Genomic DNA, 19,122 nt, shown 5'->3' with positions numbered 1-19,122 from the left:
TCGCGCCGCATCGTCGCAGATCACGGGCCAGCAGCGAAAGTTGATCGCGTACGCTTGCCGCGTGTCGAAGGAGCAGCCGCCGCGCCCCGAGCCGCTCGACCCGCCGATGGTGCCGTTCGCCCTCGCCGGGATGGCGGCCTGGGCGCTCGCCGGGTTGGTGTTGCTCGTCTTCTTCCGCGGCTGGCTGACCGCGCACGGTCACCAGGACTGGTTGTGGATCTGCCTGGCCGGTTTCCTGTGGGGTTTTCCCGGTCTCGCCGTGATGATGCGGCACGACGCCAACCGACGCCGCCGCCGCGCCGGCCGCTGACCTGCGCCGACGCCGATCCGCCGGCGCGGCCGGTCCGTCAGGGGTGGCCGTACGGCTCCGCCGGCTCCGCGGCCTCCACCGAGCCCGGCGCCCGGCTGACCGACACGGGCTCCACCGCACTGTCGTCGTAGACCGTCGGCATCTCGTCGACCGGGGTGTCGGCGGCCTCGATCAGGGTCTCCGAGTGCGCGCCGCAGCCGTGGTCGGCGCTGACCACCCGGCCGTCGTCGGGGGCGTAGAAGTTGCCGCAGGCGCCGAAGGACTGCCGCAGGGCGCCGGCGAGCGGCAGGTAGAAGCCGCAGGTCCCGCAGCGGGCGGCGGCGGGAGCGGCGACCGAGATCGCGGCGGAGGGGCCGTGGTCGCCGTCGTACCAGCGCTGGGCGGCCTCGCTGCGCCCCTCCCGGGAGAGCACCCGGGCCCGGCCGAGCCCCAACTCCCAGGCGGTCTCCTCGACCGCCGGGTCGTCCGAGAGCACGTAGCCGGGCTGGAGCCGCTCGTCGTCCGCCGGGGTGGGCAGCAGGTCGCCGGGACCGAGGTCACCCGGCTTGAGCCGTTCCTGCCAGGGCAGCCAGCCGGGGGCGAGCATCGCGTCCGCGCCGGGAAGCAGCACCGTCTCGCAGACGGTGACGTGCCGGCTGCGGGGCACCCGGGTGACGGTGACCGCCCACCGCCAGCCGCGATAGCCGGCGAGCCGGCACTCGAAGTAGTGGGTGACGAGCCGGTCGCCCTCCGCGACGGCCTGCAGGTGGTCGCCGATGTCCGAGGCGTCGACCTCGGTGATGGCGTCGCGCGCCACCTCGACGGCAGCGGCGCAGACCTGGTCGAGACGAGCGGCGCGGGCGGAGGTGGGCCTGGTCACCCGACCATTGTTCCCCATGCGTACGGCCGACCGACAGGCACCCGCCGAGGACGTTCTGGCGCAGTGGTGCGGCGTGCGCGGACCGGATGGGCGAGGATGGTGGGCATGCCGCTGTTCTCCCGCTCCGGGCGGTCCGTGCTCGGGCAGACCGTCGGCACCGGCATCAAGGCCGTCCGCCTGCTGTTCCGGGGCTCGGTCAGCGGTGGACGCTGGATGACCCGCCGGGCCGGCCGGGCCCGCGCCCGGGGCGCCGGGGACGAGGTCGGCATGGTCCGCCTCTTCGACCTGCACGCGGTCTCCTGCGCCGGGGACACGCTGATCGCCATCGGCCTGGCCGGGACGATCTTCTTCAACGTCCCGCTCGGCGAGGCGCGCAGCAAGGTCGCCCTCTACCTGCTGGTGACCATGGTGCCGTTCGCCATGCTCGCCCCGGTGGTGGGCCCGCTGCTCGACCACTTCCGGCACGGCCGGCGGTACGCGCTGGCCGCCACCATGCTCGGCCGGGCCTTCCTGGCCTGGCTGATCTCCGACTACATCCACGGCTTCGGCCTCTACCCGGCGGCCTTCGGCGTGCTGGCGCTCTCCCGCGCGTACGGGGTGGCCCGCTCGGCGGCCGTGCCCCGGCTGCTCCCGGAGGGGCTCGGGCTGTCCCAGGTGGGTGCTCGGGCCAGCGTCTACGGCACGGTGGCCGGCGCGCTGGTCGCCCCGATCGGCCTGGCGGCCTTCTGGTTCGGGCCGCAGTGGCCGCTCCGGGTGGCCTCGGTCATCTTCCTGGTGGGCATGGTGATCTCCCTGCGGCTGCCCCCGAAGGCCGACTCGGAGCCGCCGGAGCGGGTGCCCCGGCCGCTGCGGGCGCTGGGTCGCCGCACCGGGGACCGCCCGCTGGGCCGGGGGCGACCGGCGGGCCGGCTCGTGATCGCCACCCTGATCGGCGCCGCGACGCTGCGCGCGGTCTACGGCTTCCTGCTGCTCTTCCTGGCGTTCGCGATCAAGGCGGGTGACCTGACCACCGTGGCCTTTGGCCGGGACCTCGGCGACGAGGCGGCGCTGGGCCTGGTCGGCGCGGCGCTCGCCGTGGGCACCTTCCTGGCCACCGCGGTCGGCACCCGGCTGCGCATCCACCGACCCGCCGCGATCCAGTCCAGCGGCATGGTCGTCGTCGCCGGGGTGGCGATCCTCGCCGCGTTGAAGTTCTCGCTGCCCATGGTCGCCCTGCTCTGCCTGGTCGCCGCGCTGAACAGCGGCATCGCCAAGCTCGCCGTGGACGCCTCGATCCAGGAACGCATCCCGGAGCGGCTGCGGGCCAGCTCCTTCGCCCACTCGGAGACGGTGCTGATGCTCGCCTTCGTCGCCGGGGGCGGGCTGGGGCTCGTACCCTTCGACGGCCGGATCGGGATCGCCGTCGTCGCCCTCGTCGGCACCGTGGCCGCCGCCCGGGGCCTGGTGGTGGCCGGCCGGCTGCGCGCGGAGCGCCTGCTCGGCCGACCGCTCGGTGACGACGAGTTGGCCGACGAAACCGACGGAGCCGACCCCGACGCCCCGGGCTCCCCGGACACCGACGGCGCCGGTTCCCCCGCCCCGGAGGCCGGGCGCCGATACGACCCCACGCCCACCTCCCCCGCCCCGACGCAGGGCGGCTCTCCGCTGGACGATCCCGGCCTGGCACCGCCGGGCTACCACATCTACCGGCCCTCGTCGGCCGTCGGCGGGCCGGGCGGGACGGACGACGAGACCCGCCGGGAGCCGCAGGGGCCGCTCTCGTGACCGCTCTGCTGGTGGTCACGGCGGTCCCCGCCGAAGCCGAGGCGATCCGCGCCGGCATCGCCGACCAGACGACCACGGTGCTGCCGGTGGGGGTCGGCCCCGCCGTCGCCGCCGCGACCACGACCCGGCTGCTGGTGCTCGCCGAGGCCGCGGGCCGGCCCTACGGCGGCGTGGTCAGCGCGGGCGTGGCGGGGGGCTTCGCCGGCCGGGTGGAGGTGGGCGCCACGGTGCTGGGCACCGTGTCCGTGGCCGCCGACCTCGGCGCCGAGTCGCCGGCCGGCTTCATCCCCGTGGACGAGCTGGGCATGCCCCCGGAATGGCTGGGCGGCAGCACCGCGCTCGCCGCCGACCCGGGCCTGCTCGCCCGGCTGCGGGCCGCGCTCCCGACGGCCACCGTCGGCCCCGTGCTGACCGTCAGCACGGTCACCGGCACCGCCGCCAGCACCGACGCGCTGCGCCGGCGGCACCCGGACGCGGTCGCCGAGGCCATGGAGGGGTACGGGGTGGCCGTCGCCGCCGCCCAGGCGGGCCTCCCGTTCGTCGAGCTGCGTACCGTCTCCAACCCGATCGGCCCCCGCGACCGCGACGCGTGGCGCATGCGCGAGGCGCTGGCCGCCCTGACCACCGCCGCCGCGGCCCTGGCCTGACCCGGCTCCGTCACACCTCGATCGTCGCCATGGAGTGTGCCGACTTCGACAACAGCCGCCCACCTGTGGAAAAGCCTGTGGATAACCGGCATGGTTGTGTGCAGCCGGATGCTCTTGGGCGGACCACCGCGCCCGAGCCGAGCTGGCCCCGGTCTGCCCGCAGCGCGCCCGGCCCGGCGGCACCGTGGGTGTGTCCCGGTCCCGTCGCGCCCGTCGCGGACGGGCCCACGTCGCGGGGCAGGTCACAGTCGCGGGTACCGGGCGGAGCCGGCCCGCTGCGGGCAGGGATACCGTGGGGGCGTGGCGCTCTCGCTGGCGATCTCGCCCTGCCCCAACGACACGTTCGTCTTCCACGCCCTGGTGCACGGCCTCGTGCCCGACGCGCCGCCGGTGGAGGTGACGTACGCCGACGTCGACGTGACCAACACGGCCGCCGAGCGGGGCGCGTTCGACCTGGTGAAGGTGAGCTACGCCGCGCTGCCGTGGCTGCTGGAGGACTACCACCTGCTGCCCTGCGGCGGGGCGCTCGGCCGTGGCTGCGGCCCGCTGGTGCTGACCAGGGGCGACGGCGCCGGTCGACCCGACCGCCCGGGCAGCGCGGGGCACGCCGACCGCGCTGGCCTCGCCGACCGGGCTGACCTCACCGGCGCGACCGTGGCGGTGCCCGGCGACCGGACGACGGCGTACCTGCTCTTCCGGCTCTGGGCGGCGGACCGGCCGCCGGCGCGGATCGAGGTGGTGCCGTTCCACGAGATCATGCCGGGCGTGGCCGCCGGCCGGTACGACGCCGGCCTGGTCATCCACGAGGCCCGGTTCACCTACCCACGGCACGGCCTGACCGCCCTGGTGGACCTGGGCGAGTGGTGGGAGGCCGACACCGGCCTGCCCATCCCCCTCGGCGCCATCCTGGCCCGGCGTGGCACGGTGGACCCGGAGGCCGCCGCCGGGTGGATCCGCGAGTCGGTCCGCCGGGCCTGGGCCGACCCGGCGGCGAGCCGCGACTACGTGCTGGCGCACGCGCAGGAGATGGAGCCCGACGTGGTGGACCGACACATCGGCCTCTACGTCAACGAGTTCACCGCCGACCTGGGGGACGCCGGGTTCGCCGCCGTGGAGGCGCTGCTCGGTCGGGCCGCCGCCGCCGGGCTGGTGCCTCAGACCTCCAGCTCGCGCGCGACGGCGTGGACCAGCTGAGCGATCTTCTGCGCGGTCTTGCGGTCGGGGAAGCGGCCCCGGCGCAGGTCCGGCTGCACCTTCGCCTCCAGCACCTTGATCATGTCCTCGACGAGGCCGTGCAGCTCCTCGGCCGGCCGGCGGCGCAGCTCCGCCACCGACGGCGGGGCGTCGAGCAGCTTGACCCCCATCGCCTGCGCGCCCCGGCGGCTGTCCACCACGCTGAAGTCGACCCGCTGACCGCCCTTGAGGTCGGTGACACCCGCCGGTAGCGCGGTCTTGGGAAGGAACACGTCGCCACCCTCGTCGCTGGTGACAAACCCGTATCCCTTGGCCGCGTCAAACCACTTCACTCGACCCGTCGGCACCTGAGAACCCCTGCTTCGCTTGAGACGTCTACTGCCCCAAGGCTAGCCGGATCATCCCGTCCAGCGCCGCCGGGAATCCGGTGAGATCATCCAGCACCGCCTCCGCCCCGGCGGCGCGGAGTTCGTCGGCCGAACACGGGCCGGTCGCGACGGCGATGCCGGGCACGCCCGCCGCCCGCGCGGCCACCATGTCGGCCACATGGTCGCCGACGTAGTGCGTGGCGCCGTGCTCGCGCAGCGCGGTCGCCTTCTCCTCGGCGAACAGGTCGCCGGCCAGCTCGTCGACCGCCAGTCCGAGGTGGTCGAGGTGCAGCCGGGCCAGGCGGCCCAGCTTGGAGGTGACCACCAGCACCCGGCCGCCGCGGGCGCGGATCGCGTCGATCGCCTCGCGGGCGCCGGGCAGCGGGACGGTGGGCGTGATCGCGTACGCCGGGTAGAGCTCGCGGTACGTGCGGACGGCCGCGTCGACCTGCTCCGGCGGGAACCAGCGGGCGATCTCGGTACGCAGCGGCGGGCCGAGCCGGGACACGGCGGCCTCGGCGTCCACGTGCACCCCCGTCAGGGCGGTCAGCGCCCGGTAGGCGGCGGCGATGCCGGGGCGCGAGTCGACCAGGGTCATGTCGAGGTCGAAGCCGACCGTCAGTGCGGGCATGCGGAGAAACCTACCCGCCCGTCCGCACGGGTCAGCCGGACGTCCGAGGGGCGGGAAGACCCCCTGCCGGGCTAGCGTGGAACGACGATGACCACCTCACTCGCCGACCACCTGCGGTCGCTGCCCGACGAGTCGCTCGCCGCCCTCCTCCAACTGCGGCCGGACCTCGTGGTGCCCGTGCCCGCCGACGTCTCCGCGCTCGCCATCCGGGCCCAGTCCCGGGTCTCGGTGGCCCGCGCGCTCGACGGGCTCGACCAGTTCACCCTGCAGATCCTGGACGCCGCCCGGCTCACCCGGGACCCGGCCGAGGGCACCACCTCCACCGCCTCGGTGCTCGCCATGGCCACCACCGGCCCGCACCCGCCCGCCCCCACCTCCGTCCGCACCGCCGTGAACCGGCTGCGGGCGCTCTTCCTGCTGCACGGCCCCGAGAGCGCCCTGCGCGTGGTGGAGAGCATCGACGAGGTCTCCCCGTACCCGGCGGGGCTGGGCCGGCCGGCGGCGGAGCTGGACCCGCGGGCGGCGGCGCTCTGCGCGGACCCGGCGAAGCTGCGGCGGACGCTGCTGGCCGCGCCACCCTCGGCCCGGGCCATCCTGGACCGGCTGGCCGCCGGCCCGCCGGTGGGCAGCGTCCCGGCGGGCGCGTTGCAGGCGCCGCCGGTCGGCGCGGAGGACGACCTGCCCCCGGACCCGACCAACGGCGGCGCGCCGACCGGCTCGCCGGTGCGGTGGCTGGTCGACCACCACCTGCTGGTGCTGGTCTCCGGCCCCAACAAGGCCAGCGCCACCGGCGCCGTCGAGCTGCCCCGGGAGGTCGGCCTGCTGCTGCGCCGGGACAGCGGCCCGCTCGGCCCGCTGCGGACCAGCCCGCCGCCGGTGGCCACGCCGCCGCGCGAGCCGAAGGCCGCCGACTCCGCCGGGGCCGGGCAGACCATGGAGGCGGTACGTCACACCGAGGCGCTGCTGGAGCAGCTCGCCGCCGAGCCGGCGCCCGTGCTGCGCTCCGGCGGCCTGGGCGTGCGCGACCTGCGCCGGCTGGCCCGCGCGGTCGGGGTGGACGAGCCGACGGCCGCCCTGCTGCTGGAGGCGGCGTACGCGGCGGGGCTGATCGGCGAGGTGGACCTGCCCGGGGCCACCACCACCCGCTACGGGGCCGACCAGCAGGTGCTGCCCACCGCCGGGTACGAGGTGTGGCGGGCCGGCACGCTGGCGCAGCGCTGGGAGCAGCTCGGCCGGGCCTGGCTGACGATGACCCGGCAGGTCGGGCTGATCGGGCAGCGCGACGACCGGGACCGGCCGATCACCGTGCTCTCGGCCGAGGCGGAACGGGCCGGGGCGCCGGCCGCCCGACGCGCGGTCCTCGGGGTGCTCGCCGACCTGGAGCCCGCCACCGCGCCCACCCCCGAGGAGGTGCAGTCGCTGCTCGACTGGCGGGCGCCGCGGCGCAGCCGGGGGCGGGAGGCCGCGCACCGCGAGGTGCTGACCGAGGCGGCGACGCTGGGCGTGACCGGCCTGGGGGCGCTCACCTCGTACGGGCGGCTGCTGCTCGCCGACGTCACCGCCACCGACGAGCGGGGCGGGGACGACCCGCTCGGGCTGCGCGCGGACGCCGAGGACGGCGACGGGACCGGCGCGGTGCGTGCGCTGGACGCGTTGCTGCCCGCCCCCGTCGACCACTTCCTGGTGCAGGCCGACCTGACCGTCGTGGTGCCCGGCCCGCCCGACCCGGCCCTCGCCGCCGAACTGGAGGTGGTGGCCGAGCACGAGTCGGCCGGCGGCGCCAGCGTGCACCGGGTCACCCCGGCCAGCGTGCGCCGGGCCCTGGACGCCGGCTACTCGGCCGACGACCTGCACGCCCTGTTCCGGCGCCGGTCCCGCACCCCGGTCCCGCAGGGGCTGACGTACCTGGTGGACGACGTGGCCCGCAAGCACGGCGGGCTGCGGGTCGGCTCCGCCGGGGCGTACGTGCGCAGCGACGACGAGGCGCTGCTGACCGAGGTGCTCGCCGACCGGCGGCTGGAGTCGCTGGCGCTGCGCCGGCTCGCGCCGACGGTGCTGTCGACCCCGTACCAGGTGGGCCGGATGCTCACGGCCCTGCGCGAGGCCGGGTACGCCCCGGTGCCGGAGGACGCGAGCGGGGCGGCGGTGCTGTCCCGCCCGAAGACCCGCCGGGCCCCGGCCCGGGTGTCGGTGACGACCCGGACCCTCGACCCGCTGACCGCGCCGAAGCTGTCCATGCCCCGCCTGCTGGGCGTGGTGGAGCAGATCCGGCGCGGCGACGCGGCGGCCCGGGCGGCGCGGCGCGCGCCGGCGGTGGTCCGGGGCGGTGCGGCGCGTACCGGGCCGGCGCCGGTGCACACCCACAGCGACGCCCTCGCCGTGCTCCAGCAGGCGGTGCGGGACAAGGCGCTGGTCTGGGTCGGGTACGTCGACGCGCACGGGGCGACCGCGTCCCGGCTGGTCCGGCCGGTCTCGATCGGCGCCGGCTACCTGCGCGCCGAGGACGAGCGGACGGAGATGCTGCACACCTTCGCCCTGCACCGGATCACGGCGGCGGTGCTGGAGGACTGAACGTCGGCGCCCGTCCCCCACGGGGTCGTTTCTCCGGCAGGGCCGGCGGCCTCGGGCGGGTCAGCGCCGGCTGCGGCGTACCGTCCCGACGACGGAGACGATCAGCAGCAGCGCGAACCCGGCGCCGGCCGACTCGCCGACCGAGTCGACGAAGCCCTGTTCGAGCACCAGCCAGCCGAAGAGGAACCAGCCGAGGAGCACCGCCGCGGCGGCCGCGTACGCGACGACGGTGACGGTGGAGACCCCCTCGTCCGGCGACCGGTCGCGCTCGGCACTGTGCTCCGGTCTCGCTTCCCGGTCGACCGTCATCTCCAGCCTCCCCGTCCGTCCGACACCTGGCACTCCAGCGTGTCACTCGGGTGACCGGAGTGACAGGGGATAAAACCCCGATCGGACGACATGTGCGACGCGGACGGGACGGGACCCCGGGGCGGCGGCTCAGGTGCCGGGGCGCCGCCCGACCAGCACCACCCGGCTGCCGACCTTGCCCAGCTCCCAGTACCGGACCGCGTCGGCGTGCAGCAGGTTGACGCAGCCGTGCGAGCCGATCGCCTTGTTGTGCAGGTAGGTCGTGGTCTCGTGGAAGCCCATTCCCTGCGTGAAGTGCTGCCAGTACGGGAGCCAGACCTCGTACGGGTCGGACCACTCCTTGATGTTGCGATAGTTGATCTTGAAGGTGCCGGCCGGGGTGCGGTAGCCGGGCATCCCCGTCCGGGTGACCGTCGGCTTCACGAGCACCTTGCCGTTGCGCATCACCCAGGTCGTCTGCCGGGTCAGGTCGATGCAGAAGGTGGTGCCCGAGCCGGCCTTGCAGCGCGCCGTGTCGGTGGTGGCGAGCCGCTTCGCCACGTCGTGGGTGGTGGGCCCCGCGCGGCCGTGGGCGGGGCGGATGTCGTACCGCTTCTGGAACTTCTTGATCGCGGCGCAGTCGGCGGCGGACTGGCGGCCGTCCACGGTCAGCGTCCCGAAACCGCCCAGCCGGGCGAGGTACGCCTCCACCGCGCGCTGGTGCTCCCCCTGCGGGCAGCCGGCGGCCGACGGCGACGTGGTGGGCTTCGGCGCGGGCCGGGTCGGCCTCGGACGGTTCGGCGCGGGCTTCACCGCCGGCTTCGCCGTCGCCGCGCCGGCCCGCTGGTCCGGCCCGGGCGCACCGCTCGCCCCCGTTAACTGCTCCGTGGCACCGACCGGGACGGGACCCCCGCCCCCACCTCCGTCGGCCCGCGGCTCGAACGCGCACGCACCGGCGCCGACCAGCGTGGCCACTGCCAGGGCGACGAGCCGGGTGGTGATCCGGACGTGTTTCATGGCGCCTCCCGTGACAGGTGTCCTATTGCTAGACGTTGCGAGTACCGCTCCGGTTGCGCCCCGTGTCCAGATTTTTCTGGCGTCACCCGGATACGTGCAACACTGGTGGGTCGGCCCGGGGCGGGTCAGTCACCTCCCGGACAGCCGGCGACCCGATGCGGAGGAGAGGCACTGGCGTGAGCGGTGGACCCCTGATCGTGCAGTCGGACAAGACCCTGCTGCTGGAGATCGACCACCCCGACGCGCAGGCGTGCCGGATGGCCATCGCGCCCTTCGCGGAGCTGGAGCGCTCCCCGGAACACGTGCACACCTACCGGCTGACCCCGCTCGGGCTGTGGAACGCGCGCGCCGCCGGGCACGACGCCGAGGCCGTGGTGGACGCGCTGATCAAGTATTCGCGGTACCCGGTGCCGCACGCGCTGCTGGTCGACGTGGCCGAGACGATGGACCGGTACGGCCGGCTCCAGCTCACCAACGACCCGGCGCACGGGCTGGTGCTGCGGGCCCTGGACCGGGTGGTGCTGATCGAGGTCGCCAAGAGCAAGAAGCTCGCCGGCATGCTCGGCGCGAAGATCGACGACGACACGATCGCGGTGCACCCGTCCGAGCGGGGCCGGCTCAAGCAGGCGCTGCTCAAGCTGGGCTGGCCGGCCGAGGACCTGGCCGGCTACGTCGACGGCGAGGCGCACCCGATCGAGCTGGCCGAGGCCGGCAAGGACGGCGGCAAGCCGTGGACGCTGCGGTCGTACCAGCGGGAGGCCGTGGAGGCGTTCTGGGCCGGCGGGTCGGGCGTGGTGGTGCTGCCCTGTGGCGCGGGCAAGACGCTGGTCGGGGCGGCGGCGATGGCCGAGGCGAAGGCCACCACGCTGATCCTGGTCACCAACACGGTCGCCGGGCGGCAGTGGAAGCGCGAGCTGATCGCCCGCACCTCCCTGACCGAGGAGGAGATCGGCGAGTACTCGGGCGAGCGCAAGGAGATCCGCCCGGTCACCATCGCCACGTACCAGGTGCTCACCTCGCGGCGCGGCGGCGCGTTCACCCACCTGGACCTGTTCGGGGCGCGCGACTGGGGCCTGGTCGTCTACGACGAGGTGCACCTGCTGCCCGCGCCGATCTTCCGGTTCACCGCGGACCTCCAGGCCCGCCGCCGGCTCGGGCTGACGGCGACGCTGGTCCGCGAGGACGGCCGGGAGGGCGACGTGTTCAGCCTGATCGGCCCGAAGCGGTACGACGCGCCGTGGAAGGACATCGAGTCGCAGGGCTGGATCGCCCCGGCCCAGTGCACCGAGGTACGCGTGACGCTCACCGACGCGGAGCGCATGTCGTACGCGACGGCGGAGGCCGAGGAGCGCTACCGGATGGCGGCGACCGCCCGCACGAAGCTGCCCGTGGTCAAGGCGCTGGTGGACCGGCACCCGGGCGAGCAGACGCTGGTGATCGGCGGCTACATCGAGCAACTGCACCAGCTCGGCGACTACCTCGACGCGCCGATCGTGCAGGGCTCGACCACCAACAAGGAACGGGAGCGGCTCTTCGACGCGTTCCGCTCCGGGGAGATCCGCACCCTGGTGATCTCGAAGGTCGGCAACTTCTCCATCGACCTGCCCGAGGCGGCGGTGGCGATCCAGGTCTCCGGCACGTTCGGCTCGCGGCAGGAGGAGGCGCAGCGCCTCGGGCGGGTGCTGCGGCCCAAGGCCGACGGCCGGCAGGCGCACTTCTACACGGTCGTCTCCCGGGACACCATCGACACCGAGTACGCCGCCCACCGCCAGCGCTTCCTGGCGGAGCAGGGGTACGCGTACACGATCGTCGACGCCGACGACGTCCTCGGCCCGAAGCTGCCGACGGTCGACTGACTCCCGTCACCGGACAGACCTCGCGGGAAGCGCACGTCCCTGCGGTCGGTGTGGCGGGCCTGGCACCGGCTCAGCGGTGTGGCCCGACGCTGACGAATGACTGATCTCTGCCCGGGTACGCGGGCTGCGAGACCGGCGACGGACTCGGGCCCGTGGGCCCGCACCACCATCACGCTGGGCCACGGCCCGGCGCGGAATCGCGATGGCCGACCCGACATACGCGAGAAGAGGCATGCGATGAGGGACAGGATCCTCCAAGCTCTGAAGAGGCAGACAAAGTCGATCATGGTGCGCCGCAGGCGCAGGGATTCCATGATCAGCAAGCGGGGCCGCTCCAGAAGGCCCGGCAGGCTCTTCCAATAAGCGCTTCGGCCAAATCTTGGACAGTTTCCGCTCGCTGGGAACGACAACTGTCCAAGATCGCCAAAGGGGGCGGGGGCGGTGTGGTCCCGGCCGTGGGGCGATGGGTGAGCCGGCGCGGACGGGCGGTCGGGACTGCCGGGCGGCTACGGCCGGCGGACCCGGTAGTAGAGGTGGGTGACCTGGTCGCCCTCGATCACCGTCGGCCCGGTCAGCTCGACCGGCGGGTGGCCGAGCTGGTCGAAGAACGGCACCCCGCCGCCGAGCAGGACCGGCACGAGGTTGACCCGGATCTCGTCCAGCAGCCCGGCGTCGAGGCACTGGCGGGCGATGGTGCCGCCGTTGACCCCGACCCAGCGGTCGCCGGCCAGCTCCCGGGCCTGCGCGACGGCGGCCTCGATGCCCTCGGTGACGAAGGTGAACGGCGCGTCCGGCCGGGGCCAGCCGTCCGGCACGTGGTGGGTGACCACCACGACCGGCTTGTCCAGGGGGTGCCGGCCGTCCCAGCCGCCGATCAGGTCGAAGAGTCGCCGGCCGACGACCAGGGCGCCGGTCTCGTCCATGGTGCGGCGCACGTGGCCGGCGCTCGCCGGGGAGGTGCGGAACGTCATGTCCGGCTTGGCGGTCGGCACGGGGACGTCGCCGTTCTCGTACCAGCGGAAGAGCAGGTCGAAGCCGCTCTCGCCCGGACCGGAGATGTAGCCGTCCAGCGACATGCTCGCCTCGGTGTAGACCCCGGCCATCAGAGCACCCGGGTGATCTGCTCGGCGGCGATCCGGGCTTCCAGGGTCGCCGGGTCGAGGTTGGCGCAGAGCACCACCGACGCGCCGACGGCCAGCGGCGCCAGCAGCCAGTACACGGGCTGCTCGTGCTCGGCGACGTCGACCAGCAGCCGGTCGCCGGCCCGCAGGTCGAGCCGCTCGGCCACGGCCCGCGCGACGCTGCCCCACTGGCGGTAGCTCGTGCCGTCCGGGCTGGCCGCGTCGGCGCTGGTCAACGGAGCGGACGCGGGCAGCGCGTCGGTGTGCCGGCCCACCTCGGCGAGCCAGTCCAGGTAGCCCAGGGGCACCTCGGCCAACGGGGCGGACCCGAGCCCGAGGACGTAGCGGTGCCGGCCCTCGGGCACGTCCTCCAGCCAGTCGTCCAGCCGCTTCGCGCTGACGAAGACCGCGTCGAACGGCTCGTCGTCGCCGGGCCCGAGCTGCGGCAGCCCGGCGGTCGCCCGGGGGCGGAACGACACCGCCACCCCGGCCGACCAGGCGCCCAGCAGCACGGCGGCGGTCTGCCAGTGGGCCGGGAGCAGCACCGCGGCCCGGTCGCCGACGCCCAGCCCGCAGCCCTCACGCAGCAGCCCGGCGGCCCGCGCCGCCCAGCCGCCCAGCTCCGTGGCGGTCAGGTCGACCCGCTCACCGGTCGCGTCGTCGAGGTACGTCAGCAGCGGCTGGTCCACCCCGGCGGGCCGGTCACCGGCCGGCGACTCCCGGACGAGGGCATCGGTCAGGATCATCACGCACTCCTCGGGCAGGCTCAGGCCACCCTACTCAACCAGCGTCGGACCAGCATTCCACTGACGTGCCGGCGGGCATGCGAACGGATCGGCGTCACCTGAACCCCTGCCGGTCAGGGTGCGCTACTGTCCGCCCGTGCTGACCGAGGCGTACGACATCTGGACCGACGACGACGTCGATGACGAGGCCGGGGAGCGGCCCAGGCTGCCCGCGGGATGGGCCGACCATGCCGGGCCGGGCATCGACGTCCGGACCTGGCCCAGGTCCCCGCGCACCGGTCAACCGATGCTGCACTGCTTCACGCTGTGGTTGCCCGAGGCGTACCGGCGGCGCGGACCCGATCTGGTGGCCGTCGCCGTTTTCCAATGGGAGGACGAGCTCTACTTCAAGGACCCGGCGCCGGAGATCACCACGATCATGGCCGGAGGACCCGTCGACGTCGCACAGCCCGAGCACCCGTTCTGGGCCGAACTCGCCCGGGCCAGGGCCCACCCACGACTGCAGGTCGCCGACGACGGCGTCGCGTCCCTGCTCGCCATGGTGTGGCTCACCGAGGCGGAGCTGAACGGGCCACGGGTCGCCCGACCCACCGCGGCGCCCTCGCTCGCCGACGGCGAGGTCGACAACACCTCCTGGCGGGCGAGGCACGGCGTGTACGGCTCACTGTGGCTGGTGCCCCGCGACGACCCCAACGCAGGCGTGCCACCGGTGAGTTTCCCGTCCGACGGCGACGCCTACGTCGACGTGCCGGACAGGTTCGACGTCTTCCACGCCGAACACCTGGGCGGCACCGACATGTCCCCCGACGGAGTGCGCGACGGCCTGTCGCCCTGGTACATCGAGGTGTGCCGACTGGGCGGCATCAGCTTCGGCGGCGACCTGGACATCGCCCTGGACCTCGAAAACGACGCCTTCCTCGGCGACTGGAGCACCGCTGTGCGGATCCCGGGCACCGATGCCGGTCAACCGACGCCGCCACGTTGAGCCAGCGGCAAGGCGCACGCGGGACCCGCTGACCGTCACACCGGCAGCTCGGGGCCACCGTCGAGCAGCGGGGCGAGCAGGTCTCCGTCCTTCTCCACCCGCTTGAGCACCTCGCTCGCCACGTACGGCTTGGTGGCCGGCCGCTTCCCGGCCGCGCCCGCCTCCACCTCGTCCCAGGTCAGCGGGGTGGACACGGACGGCACCGACTGGGCCCGCAGCGAGTACGGCGACACGGTCGTCTTGGCCGCGTTGTTCTGGCTCCAGTCGATGAAGACCTTGCCGGGCCGCAGGTTCTTCGCCATCTTCGACACGACCAGTTTCGGGTGCGCCCGTTCCAGCTCCTGGGCGATCCGCTTGGCGTAGGCGGACACGTCCTCGGCGTCCTGCGTGCCGGCGATCGGGCAGCAGAGCTGCATGCCCTTCTTCCCGGACGTCTTCGGGTAGCTGTCGATGCCGTCCTCGGCGAGCCGGTCCCGCATCAGCAACGCCACCTGGCAGCACTGACGCAGCGCCGCCGGCGGTCCCGGATCCAGGTCGACCACCATCATGTCCGGGTGCTCGCCGATCTTCCACTGTGGGGTGTGCAGCTCCAGCGCGGCGAGGTTGGCCAGCCAGACCAGGGTGGGCAGGTCGTCGGCGACCACGTAGTCGATGGTCTCCCGGCCCTTGCTCGACCCGGGCGCGGGCAGCGTCTCGGTGCGTACCCAGCCAGGGGTGGCGGCCGGGGCGTTCTTCTCGAAGAACGAGCCGCCGGTGACCCCGTTGGGGAAGCGGATCCGGGTCAGCGCCCGGCCTTGCAGGTGCGGCAGGAGCACCGGGGCGATGCGGGTGTAGTAGTCGATCACCTCGCCCTTGGTGAACCCCGCGTCGGGATAGAGCACCTTGTCCAGGTTGGACACCTCCAGCGAACGCCCCTCGACGTCCACCTTCAACCGCTCACCCGGCATCGTCGACCTCCTCGGCGGGCTTGTCCGGTCGCAGCCGGAGCACCCGGGGGAACCGCAACCGCCCGTCCGGGGTGCGCTGGCCGTACTTCACCTCCACCACGACCTTCGGTGTTACCCAGATCGCGCCCCGCGCATCCTCGCGCGGCAGGGCGTCGGCGAACGGCGACCCGCCGGTGCGCAGCGGCTCCAGCTCGCGGAGCAGTTCCCGCTCGATGGCCGCGCCGATGCCGCCGCCGACCCGCCCCCGGTAGGTGAGCCGCCCGTCCGGGCGCGGCACCCCGACCAGCAGGCCGCCGATCTTCCGCGCCCCGGGCCGCCAGCCGCCGACCACGAAGTCGCCGGTCACCTCCAGCTTGACCTTCACCCAGTCCGGCGAGCGCACCCCCGGGCGGTAGACCGAGTCGACCCGCTTGGCCATCACCCCCTCCAGGCCGTGCTCGCCCGCCGCCTCGTAGGTGGCCAGGCCGTCCGGGAAGACCGGCGACACCGCCCACCGGGCGCCGCCGAGCGCGAGGCCGTCCAGCGCCTCCCGCCGGCGGGCGTACGACCAGCCGGTCAGGTCCTCGCCGTCGAGCCGGAGCAGGTCGAAGATCATGTACGTCACGGGGATGGTCGCCGCCAGCCGGGCGGCCTTGTTCCGGTCGCGGACGTGCATCCGCTCCGCCAGGGCGGTGAACGAGGGCTGGCCGTGCTCGCCGAGCAGCACCACCTCGCCGTCGAGCAGCGCGTCGCCCACCTGCTTCTGGAGGGTGGCCAGCTCGGGGTACGCCACGGTGATCTCGACGCCGGAGCGGGCGTACAGGTGCTGCCGGCCGCCGGAGATGTCGGCGAGCGCGCGGACGCCGTCCCACTTGAACTCGTACGCCCAGCCGGAACCCGCCGGGAGCTGCCCGGTCATCGCGAGCATCGGCTTGAGCGGCGCGCCGGGCACCCCATGACTGTACTTGCGCACGGAAGCGCTCGCGTGGCCTTCGATCTTTTGGGATCCTGGGCAGTACCGGCGAGAGGAGCACGGGATGCGGGCCATCTGGAAGGGAGCGGTCTCGTTCGGGCTGGTCTCGATCGGGGTGCGGGTCTACTCGGCCACCGAGGAGAAGGACATCCGCTTCCACCAGGTGCACCGGGATGACGGCGGCCGGATCCGTTACAAGCGCACCTGCCAGGTCTGCGGCGAGGAGGTCACCTACGACGACATCGCCAAGGGCTACGACATCGGCGGCGGCGAGATGGTGATCCTGACCGACGAGGACTTCGCCGACCTGCCGCTGTCCACCTCGCACGCGATCGACGTGCTGGAGTTCGTCCCCGCCGAGCAGGTCGACCCGATCCTCTACAACAAGGCGTACTTCCTGGAGCCGGAGGGCACCGCCACCAAGCCGTACGTGCTGCTACGCGACGCGCTCGCCGACTCGGAGCGGGTGGCGATCGTCAAGGTGGCGCTGCGCCAGCGGGAACAGCTCGCCACGCTGCGGGTCCGGGAGGGCGTGCTGCTGCTCAACACGATGCTCTGGCCGGACGAGATCCGTAGCCCCGACTTCGGCTTCCTGGACGAGGACCTGAAGGTCCGCCCGCCGGAGCTGGCCATGGCCAGCTCGCTGATCGACTCGATGGCCGGCGAGTTCGAGCCGGACGCGTTCACCGACGACTACCGGGCGGCCCTCCAGGAGGTCATCGACGCGAAGGTGGAGGGCCGCGAGGTGGTCCAGCCGGAGGAGGTCGAGGAGGCCCCGGCGGCGGCGGTGGACCTGATGGCGGCGCTGAAGGCGTCCGTGGAGCGGGCCAAGGCCGCCCGGGGCGAGGCGCCGGCCGGCGGTGGCGGCGAGCCGACCCCGATCTCGGCGGCCCGTTCCGCCCAGAAGAAGGCGGCCGAGAAGAAGGCGGCCAAGGCACCGGCCAAGAAGGCCGCCGAGAAGAAGGCGGCGCCCAAGAAGACGGCCGCGAAGAAGGCAGCCCCGAAGAAGGCCGCCGAGGGCGAGAAGAAGCCCGCGGCGAAGAAGGCGGCCCCGAAGAAGGCGGCCCGCAAGACCGCCTGACCCGCACCGGCCCGCGTCCCCCGGCCGCCGACGCCTGCCCGGCGCACCGCGCGGGTTGCCTTGACGCCGGTGGCAAGGTCTAGCGTCGGTCGCGTCGGACGAGGGAGGTCGGATGCTGATCGGTGAGCTGGCGGAACGCGCCGGCACGAGCACCCGGACCCTGCGCTACTACGAGACGCACGGCCTGGTCCGGGCGGCCCGCTCGGCCAACGGCTACCGGGTCTACGACGAGGCGGAGCTGCACGTCGTACGCGAGATCCGGGCCCTGCTCGCGGTGGGCTTCGGGCTCGACGACATCCGCCCGTTCGTCGCCTGCCTCCGGGCCGGCAACGCCGCCGGCCACGTCTGCCCGGACTCCGTCGCGGTGCTGCGGCGGAAGCTGGCCGAGGTGGACGCCGGCATCGACCGACTGCACGCGGTCCGGCAGGAGCTGCGGGACCAGCTCGCCCACGCCATCGCCCACCGGGAGGAAACATGCTCCAGACTGCGCCGCACGGCTCGCTGACCGCCGTCACCGACGACACCTTCGCCGCCGTGGTGCTCGCCGCCGACCGGCCGGTGGTGGTCGACTTCTGGGCCGACTGGTGCCCGCCGTGCCGGGCGATCTCCCGCAGCCTCGCCGAGCTGGCCGGGGAGTTCGCCGGGCAGCTGGTCTTCGCCACGATCGACACCGACGCCAACCCGGACACCACGCGCACGTACGGCGTGCTGTCCCTGCCCACCCTCCTGGTCTTCCACCGGGGCGAGGTGGTCGGCTCGATCGTCGGGGCGCGGCCGAAGCACCACCTGCGGCAGTCCCTGGCCCGGCACCTGGCCGGCTGAGCCCGTGGGCGGCGGCCCGCTTGGCCGCCGCCCTGCCCCGGGCGTTCCTGCAGGTGCTGGTGGGGCGGGGGTGGCCCGCGTGGTGGAAGCGGGACGGCCGAGGCGGCGCGGTAGGCGTCGGGGCGGGTACCGTGTGCGTCGGCTTTCCCCTCCCGGCACTCCGATGCCGGCCACACCTTCGCAGCAGGGAGTCGACGCCGTGAGCGAGCGTACGCAGAACCGAGCCCAGAAGTCGGAGCGGCGGCTGGCCGCCCAGTTGGCGGCGCAGAAGGCGGCCGAGGCGAAGCGTCGCCGGCAGGCGTGGGCCGGCGGGCTCGCCGGCGTCGCCGTGGTCGCGGTGCTGATCACCGTCTTCGTGACGATCGGGCAGAACGGCGACGACTCGAAGGAGCAGGCAGCGGGCACCCCGTCGGCGTCCGCCACCGCCCCGGCCGCCGACGCGCCCCCCGCTCCGCAGCTCCCGGCGGGTGCGGACCCGGCCCTGGGCACCAAGCCGACGATCGCCGCCGGCAAGGGCGAGCTGAAGAAGCTCACCGTGACTCCGCTGATCAAGGGCACCGGCCCGGCGGTGCAGAAGGGCCAGACGATCACCACGAACTACGTGGGCGTGTTCTACAAGGACGGCAAGGAGTTCGACTCGTCGTGGAACGCCGGCCAGCCGGCCTCCTTCGCGATCGGCGTCGGTCAGGTCATCCCCGGCTGGGACCAGGGCCTGGTCGGGGTGACCGTCGGCAGCCGCGTGCAGCTCGACATCCCGGCCGAGCTGGCGTACGGCAACGACCCCTCCAGCGGGCGGCCGACCGGCCCGCTGCGCTTCGTCGTGGACGTGCTCGCGGCCCAGTGACCCGGGTGGCCGGCCCGGTTCGCCCGGGTTGTCGCCCCGGTGTGATGCAGTAGCCCACAGAGGGCTTCCGGCCCTTCACCGACCAGCAGTAGGTTCAGCGTCACCCCGGGCGCCCGCCG

The 19,122-nt window shown here is 74.3% G+C and carries 20 protein-coding genes; 11 read left to right on the top strand and 9 right to left on the bottom strand.

Annotation, left to right across the window (positions count from 1 at the left end; genetic code table 11):
* The first annotated feature begins 61 nt into the window (after positions 1–61).
* Entirely contained in the window at positions 62–310 is a 249-nt protein-coding gene (locus ABZ793_RS06560; RefSeq protein WP_357452892.1) for a DUF2530 domain-containing protein, read from the top strand.
* Between the two features lie 37 nt (positions 311–347).
* Here ABZ793_RS06560 and ABZ793_RS06555 read toward each other — a convergent pair whose 3' ends face one another.
* On the bottom strand, positions 348–1,187 hold the full coding sequence (locus tag ABZ793_RS06555; RefSeq protein WP_357452889.1) for a DUF3027 domain-containing protein: 840 nt from the start codon (positions 1,185–1,187) through the stop codon (positions 348–350).
* Between the two features lie 87 nt (positions 1,188–1,274).
* Here ABZ793_RS06555 and ABZ793_RS06550 point away from each other — a divergent pair, with 87 nt between their 5' ends.
* From ABZ793_RS06550 to ABZ793_RS06540, 3 genes are all read left to right on the top strand, one after another.
* Complete coding sequence (locus ABZ793_RS06550; RefSeq protein WP_357452886.1) at positions 1,275–2,933, top strand: MFS transporter; 1,659 nt, start codon at positions 1,275–1,277, stop codon at positions 2,931–2,933.
* Positions 2,930–3,580, top strand: coding sequence for a futalosine hydrolase (locus ABZ793_RS06545; RefSeq protein WP_357452883.1), 651 nt, complete (start codon positions 2,930–2,932; stop codon positions 3,578–3,580). The genes ABZ793_RS06550 and ABZ793_RS06545 overlap by 4 nt, the downstream gene beginning before the upstream one ends.
* Positions 3,581–3,880: 300 nt before the next feature.
* On the top strand, positions 3,881–4,774 hold the full coding sequence (locus tag ABZ793_RS06540) for a 1,4-dihydroxy-6-naphthoate synthase (RefSeq protein ID WP_357452880.1): 894 nt from the start codon (positions 3,881–3,883) through the stop codon (positions 4,772–4,774).
* Here the strand turns inward: ABZ793_RS06540 and ABZ793_RS06535 are convergent.
* Both ABZ793_RS06535 and ABZ793_RS06530 read right to left on the bottom strand, forming a co-directional pair.
* Entirely contained in the window at positions 4,735–5,121 is a 387-nt protein-coding gene (locus tag ABZ793_RS06535; protein WP_091098926.1) for a cold shock domain-containing protein, read from the bottom strand. The genes ABZ793_RS06540 and ABZ793_RS06535 overlap by 40 nt on opposite strands.
* A 28-nt stretch (positions 5,122–5,149) precedes the next feature.
* Complete coding sequence (locus tag ABZ793_RS06530) at positions 5,150–5,773, bottom strand: HAD family hydrolase (RefSeq protein WP_357452877.1); 624 nt, start codon at positions 5,771–5,773, stop codon at positions 5,150–5,152.
* Positions 5,774–5,860: 87 nt separating this feature from the next.
* Between ABZ793_RS06530 and ABZ793_RS06525 the strand changes: the two genes are divergently transcribed.
* Positions 5,861–8,344, top strand: coding sequence for a helicase-associated domain-containing protein (locus ABZ793_RS06525; protein WP_357452874.1), 2,484 nt, complete (start codon positions 5,861–5,863; stop codon positions 8,342–8,344).
* 60 nt (positions 8,345–8,404) lie between these two features.
* Here ABZ793_RS06525 and ABZ793_RS06520 read toward each other — a convergent pair whose 3' ends face one another.
* Positions 8,405–8,653 carry a hypothetical protein gene (locus ABZ793_RS06520; protein WP_350701735.1) on the bottom strand — a complete coding sequence of 83 codons (249 nt, stop codon included), beginning with the start codon at positions 8,651–8,653 and terminating at the stop codon, positions 8,405–8,407.
* A gap of 129 nt (positions 8,654–8,782) precedes the next feature.
* Positions 8,783–9,649 (bottom strand): L,D-transpeptidase family protein, encoded by an 867-nt coding sequence (locus ABZ793_RS06515; RefSeq protein ID WP_357452870.1) that lies wholly within the window; start codon positions 9,647–9,649, stop codon positions 8,783–8,785.
* Positions 9,650–9,825: 176 nt separating this feature from the next.
* Here ABZ793_RS06515 and ABZ793_RS06510 point away from each other — a divergent pair, with 176 nt between their 5' ends.
* Positions 9,826–11,505: a DNA repair helicase XPB gene (locus ABZ793_RS06510; RefSeq protein ID WP_357452867.1), complete on the top strand. Its 1,680-nt coding sequence runs from the start codon at positions 9,826–9,828 to the stop codon at positions 11,503–11,505.
* A gap of 506 nt (positions 11,506–12,011) precedes the next feature.
* Here ABZ793_RS06510 and ABZ793_RS06505 read toward each other — a convergent pair.
* Both ABZ793_RS06505 and ABZ793_RS06500 read right to left on the bottom strand, forming a co-directional pair.
* Positions 12,012–12,608, bottom strand: coding sequence for a dihydrofolate reductase family protein (locus ABZ793_RS06505; RefSeq protein WP_357452864.1), 597 nt, complete (start codon positions 12,606–12,608; stop codon positions 12,012–12,014).
* Entirely contained in the window at positions 12,608–13,372 is a 765-nt protein-coding gene (locus ABZ793_RS06500; RefSeq protein ID WP_357452861.1) for a TIGR03089 family protein, read from the bottom strand. Before ABZ793_RS06500 ends, ABZ793_RS06505 begins: the two co-directional genes overlap by 1 nt.
* A gap of 136 nt (positions 13,373–13,508) precedes the next feature.
* Between ABZ793_RS06500 and ABZ793_RS06495 the strand changes: the two genes are divergently transcribed.
* The gene (locus tag ABZ793_RS06495; RefSeq protein ID WP_357452858.1) at positions 13,509–14,357 is read left to right on the top strand and encodes a hypothetical protein; all 849 of its coding nucleotides are present in this window, start codon (positions 13,509–13,511) and stop codon (positions 14,355–14,357) included.
* Between the two features lie 35 nt (positions 14,358–14,392).
* On the opposite strand, the gene ligD (ABZ793_RS06490) is transcribed toward ABZ793_RS06495, so the two are convergent.
* Positions 14,393–15,304 carry a non-homologous end-joining DNA ligase gene (gene ligD / locus ABZ793_RS06490; protein ID WP_357452855.1) on the bottom strand — a complete coding sequence of 304 codons (912 nt, stop codon included), beginning with the start codon at positions 15,302–15,304 and terminating at the stop codon, positions 14,393–14,395.
* The gene (gene ligD, locus ABZ793_RS06485) at positions 15,294–16,235 is read right to left on the bottom strand and encodes a non-homologous end-joining DNA ligase (protein ID WP_357452852.1); all 942 of its coding nucleotides are present in this window, start codon (positions 16,233–16,235) and stop codon (positions 15,294–15,296) included. The genes ligD (ABZ793_RS06490) and ligD (ABZ793_RS06485) overlap by 11 nt, the downstream gene beginning before the upstream one ends.
* Before the next feature lie 85 nt (positions 16,236–16,320).
* Between ligD (ABZ793_RS06485) and ABZ793_RS06480 the strand changes: the two genes are divergently transcribed.
* The 4 genes from ABZ793_RS06480 to ABZ793_RS06465 all read left to right on the top strand — a co-directional run bounded on the left by ABZ793_RS06480 (position 16,321) and on the right by ABZ793_RS06465 (position 19,003).
* Positions 16,321–17,337 carry a Ku protein gene (locus ABZ793_RS06480; protein ID WP_357452849.1) on the top strand — a complete coding sequence of 339 codons (1,017 nt, stop codon included), beginning with the start codon at positions 16,321–16,323 and terminating at the stop codon, positions 17,335–17,337.
* Positions 17,338–17,449: 112 nt separating this feature from the next.
* Complete coding sequence (locus tag ABZ793_RS06475; RefSeq protein WP_357452846.1) at positions 17,450–17,842, top strand: MerR family transcriptional regulator; 393 nt, start codon at positions 17,450–17,452, stop codon at positions 17,840–17,842.
* Positions 17,812–18,159: a thioredoxin gene (gene trxA, locus ABZ793_RS06470; RefSeq protein ID WP_357452843.1), complete on the top strand. Its 348-nt coding sequence runs from the start codon at positions 17,812–17,814 to the stop codon at positions 18,157–18,159. Before ABZ793_RS06475 ends, trxA begins: the two co-directional genes overlap by 31 nt.
* A gap of 163 nt (positions 18,160–18,322) precedes the next feature.
* On the top strand, positions 18,323–19,003 hold the full coding sequence (locus tag ABZ793_RS06465; RefSeq protein ID WP_357452840.1) for an FKBP-type peptidyl-prolyl cis-trans isomerase: 681 nt from the start codon (positions 18,323–18,325) through the stop codon (positions 19,001–19,003).
* The last annotated feature ends 119 nt before the right edge of the window (positions 19,004–19,122 follow it).

This window comes from Micromonospora sp. NPDC047465, assembly GCF_040643125.1.
Lineage (GTDB): Bacteria > Actinomycetota > Actinomycetes > Mycobacteriales > Micromonosporaceae > Micromonospora.
Note: the sequence above shows the minus strand (reverse complement) of the source record. Positions and strands in the feature narration are given on the sequence as shown.

Excerpts from the sequence above, each read along its gene's own strand:
- ABZ793_RS06520 (WP_350701735.1), bottom strand. The coding sequence starts at position 8,653 with ATGACGGTCGACCGGGAAGCGAGACCGGAGCACAGTGCCGAGCGCGAC.
- ABZ793_RS06500 (WP_357452861.1), bottom strand. The coding sequence starts at position 13,372 with ATGATCCTGACCGATGCCCTCGTCCGGGAGTCGCCGGCCGGTGACCGG.
- ABZ793_RS06555 (WP_357452889.1), bottom strand. The coding sequence starts at position 1,187 with ATGGGGAACAATGGTCGGGTGACCAGGCCCACCTCCGCCCGCGCCGCT.
- ABZ793_RS06480 (WP_357452849.1), top strand. The coding sequence starts at position 16,321 with ATGCGGGCCATCTGGAAGGGAGCGGTCTCGTTCGGGCTGGTCTCGATC.
- ABZ793_RS06475 (WP_357452846.1), top strand. The coding sequence starts at position 17,450 with ATGCTGATCGGTGAGCTGGCGGAACGCGCCGGCACGAGCACCCGGACC.
- ABZ793_RS06505 (WP_357452864.1), bottom strand. The coding sequence starts at position 12,608 with ATGGCCGGGGTCTACACCGAGGCGAGCATGTCGCTGGACGGCTACATC.
- ABZ793_RS06465 (WP_357452840.1), top strand. The coding sequence starts at position 18,323 with ATGCCGGCCACACCTTCGCAGCAGGGAGTCGACGCCGTGAGCGAGCGT.
- ABZ793_RS06530 (WP_357452877.1), bottom strand. The coding sequence starts at position 5,773 with ATGCCCGCACTGACGGTCGGCTTCGACCTCGACATGACCCTGGTCGAC.
- ABZ793_RS06550 (WP_357452886.1), top strand. The coding sequence starts at position 1,275 with ATGCCGCTGTTCTCCCGCTCCGGGCGGTCCGTGCTCGGGCAGACCGTC.
- trxA (WP_357452843.1), top strand. The coding sequence starts at position 17,812 with ATGCTCCAGACTGCGCCGCACGGCTCGCTGACCGCCGTCACCGACGAC.
- ligD (WP_357452855.1), bottom strand. The coding sequence starts at position 15,304 with ATGCCGGGTGAGCGGTTGAAGGTGGACGTCGAGGGGCGTTCGCTGGAG.
- ABZ793_RS06515 (WP_357452870.1), bottom strand. The coding sequence starts at position 9,649 with ATGAAACACGTCCGGATCACCACCCGGCTCGTCGCCCTGGCAGTGGCC.
- ABZ793_RS06525 (WP_357452874.1), top strand. The coding sequence starts at position 5,861 with ATGACCACCTCACTCGCCGACCACCTGCGGTCGCTGCCCGACGAGTCG.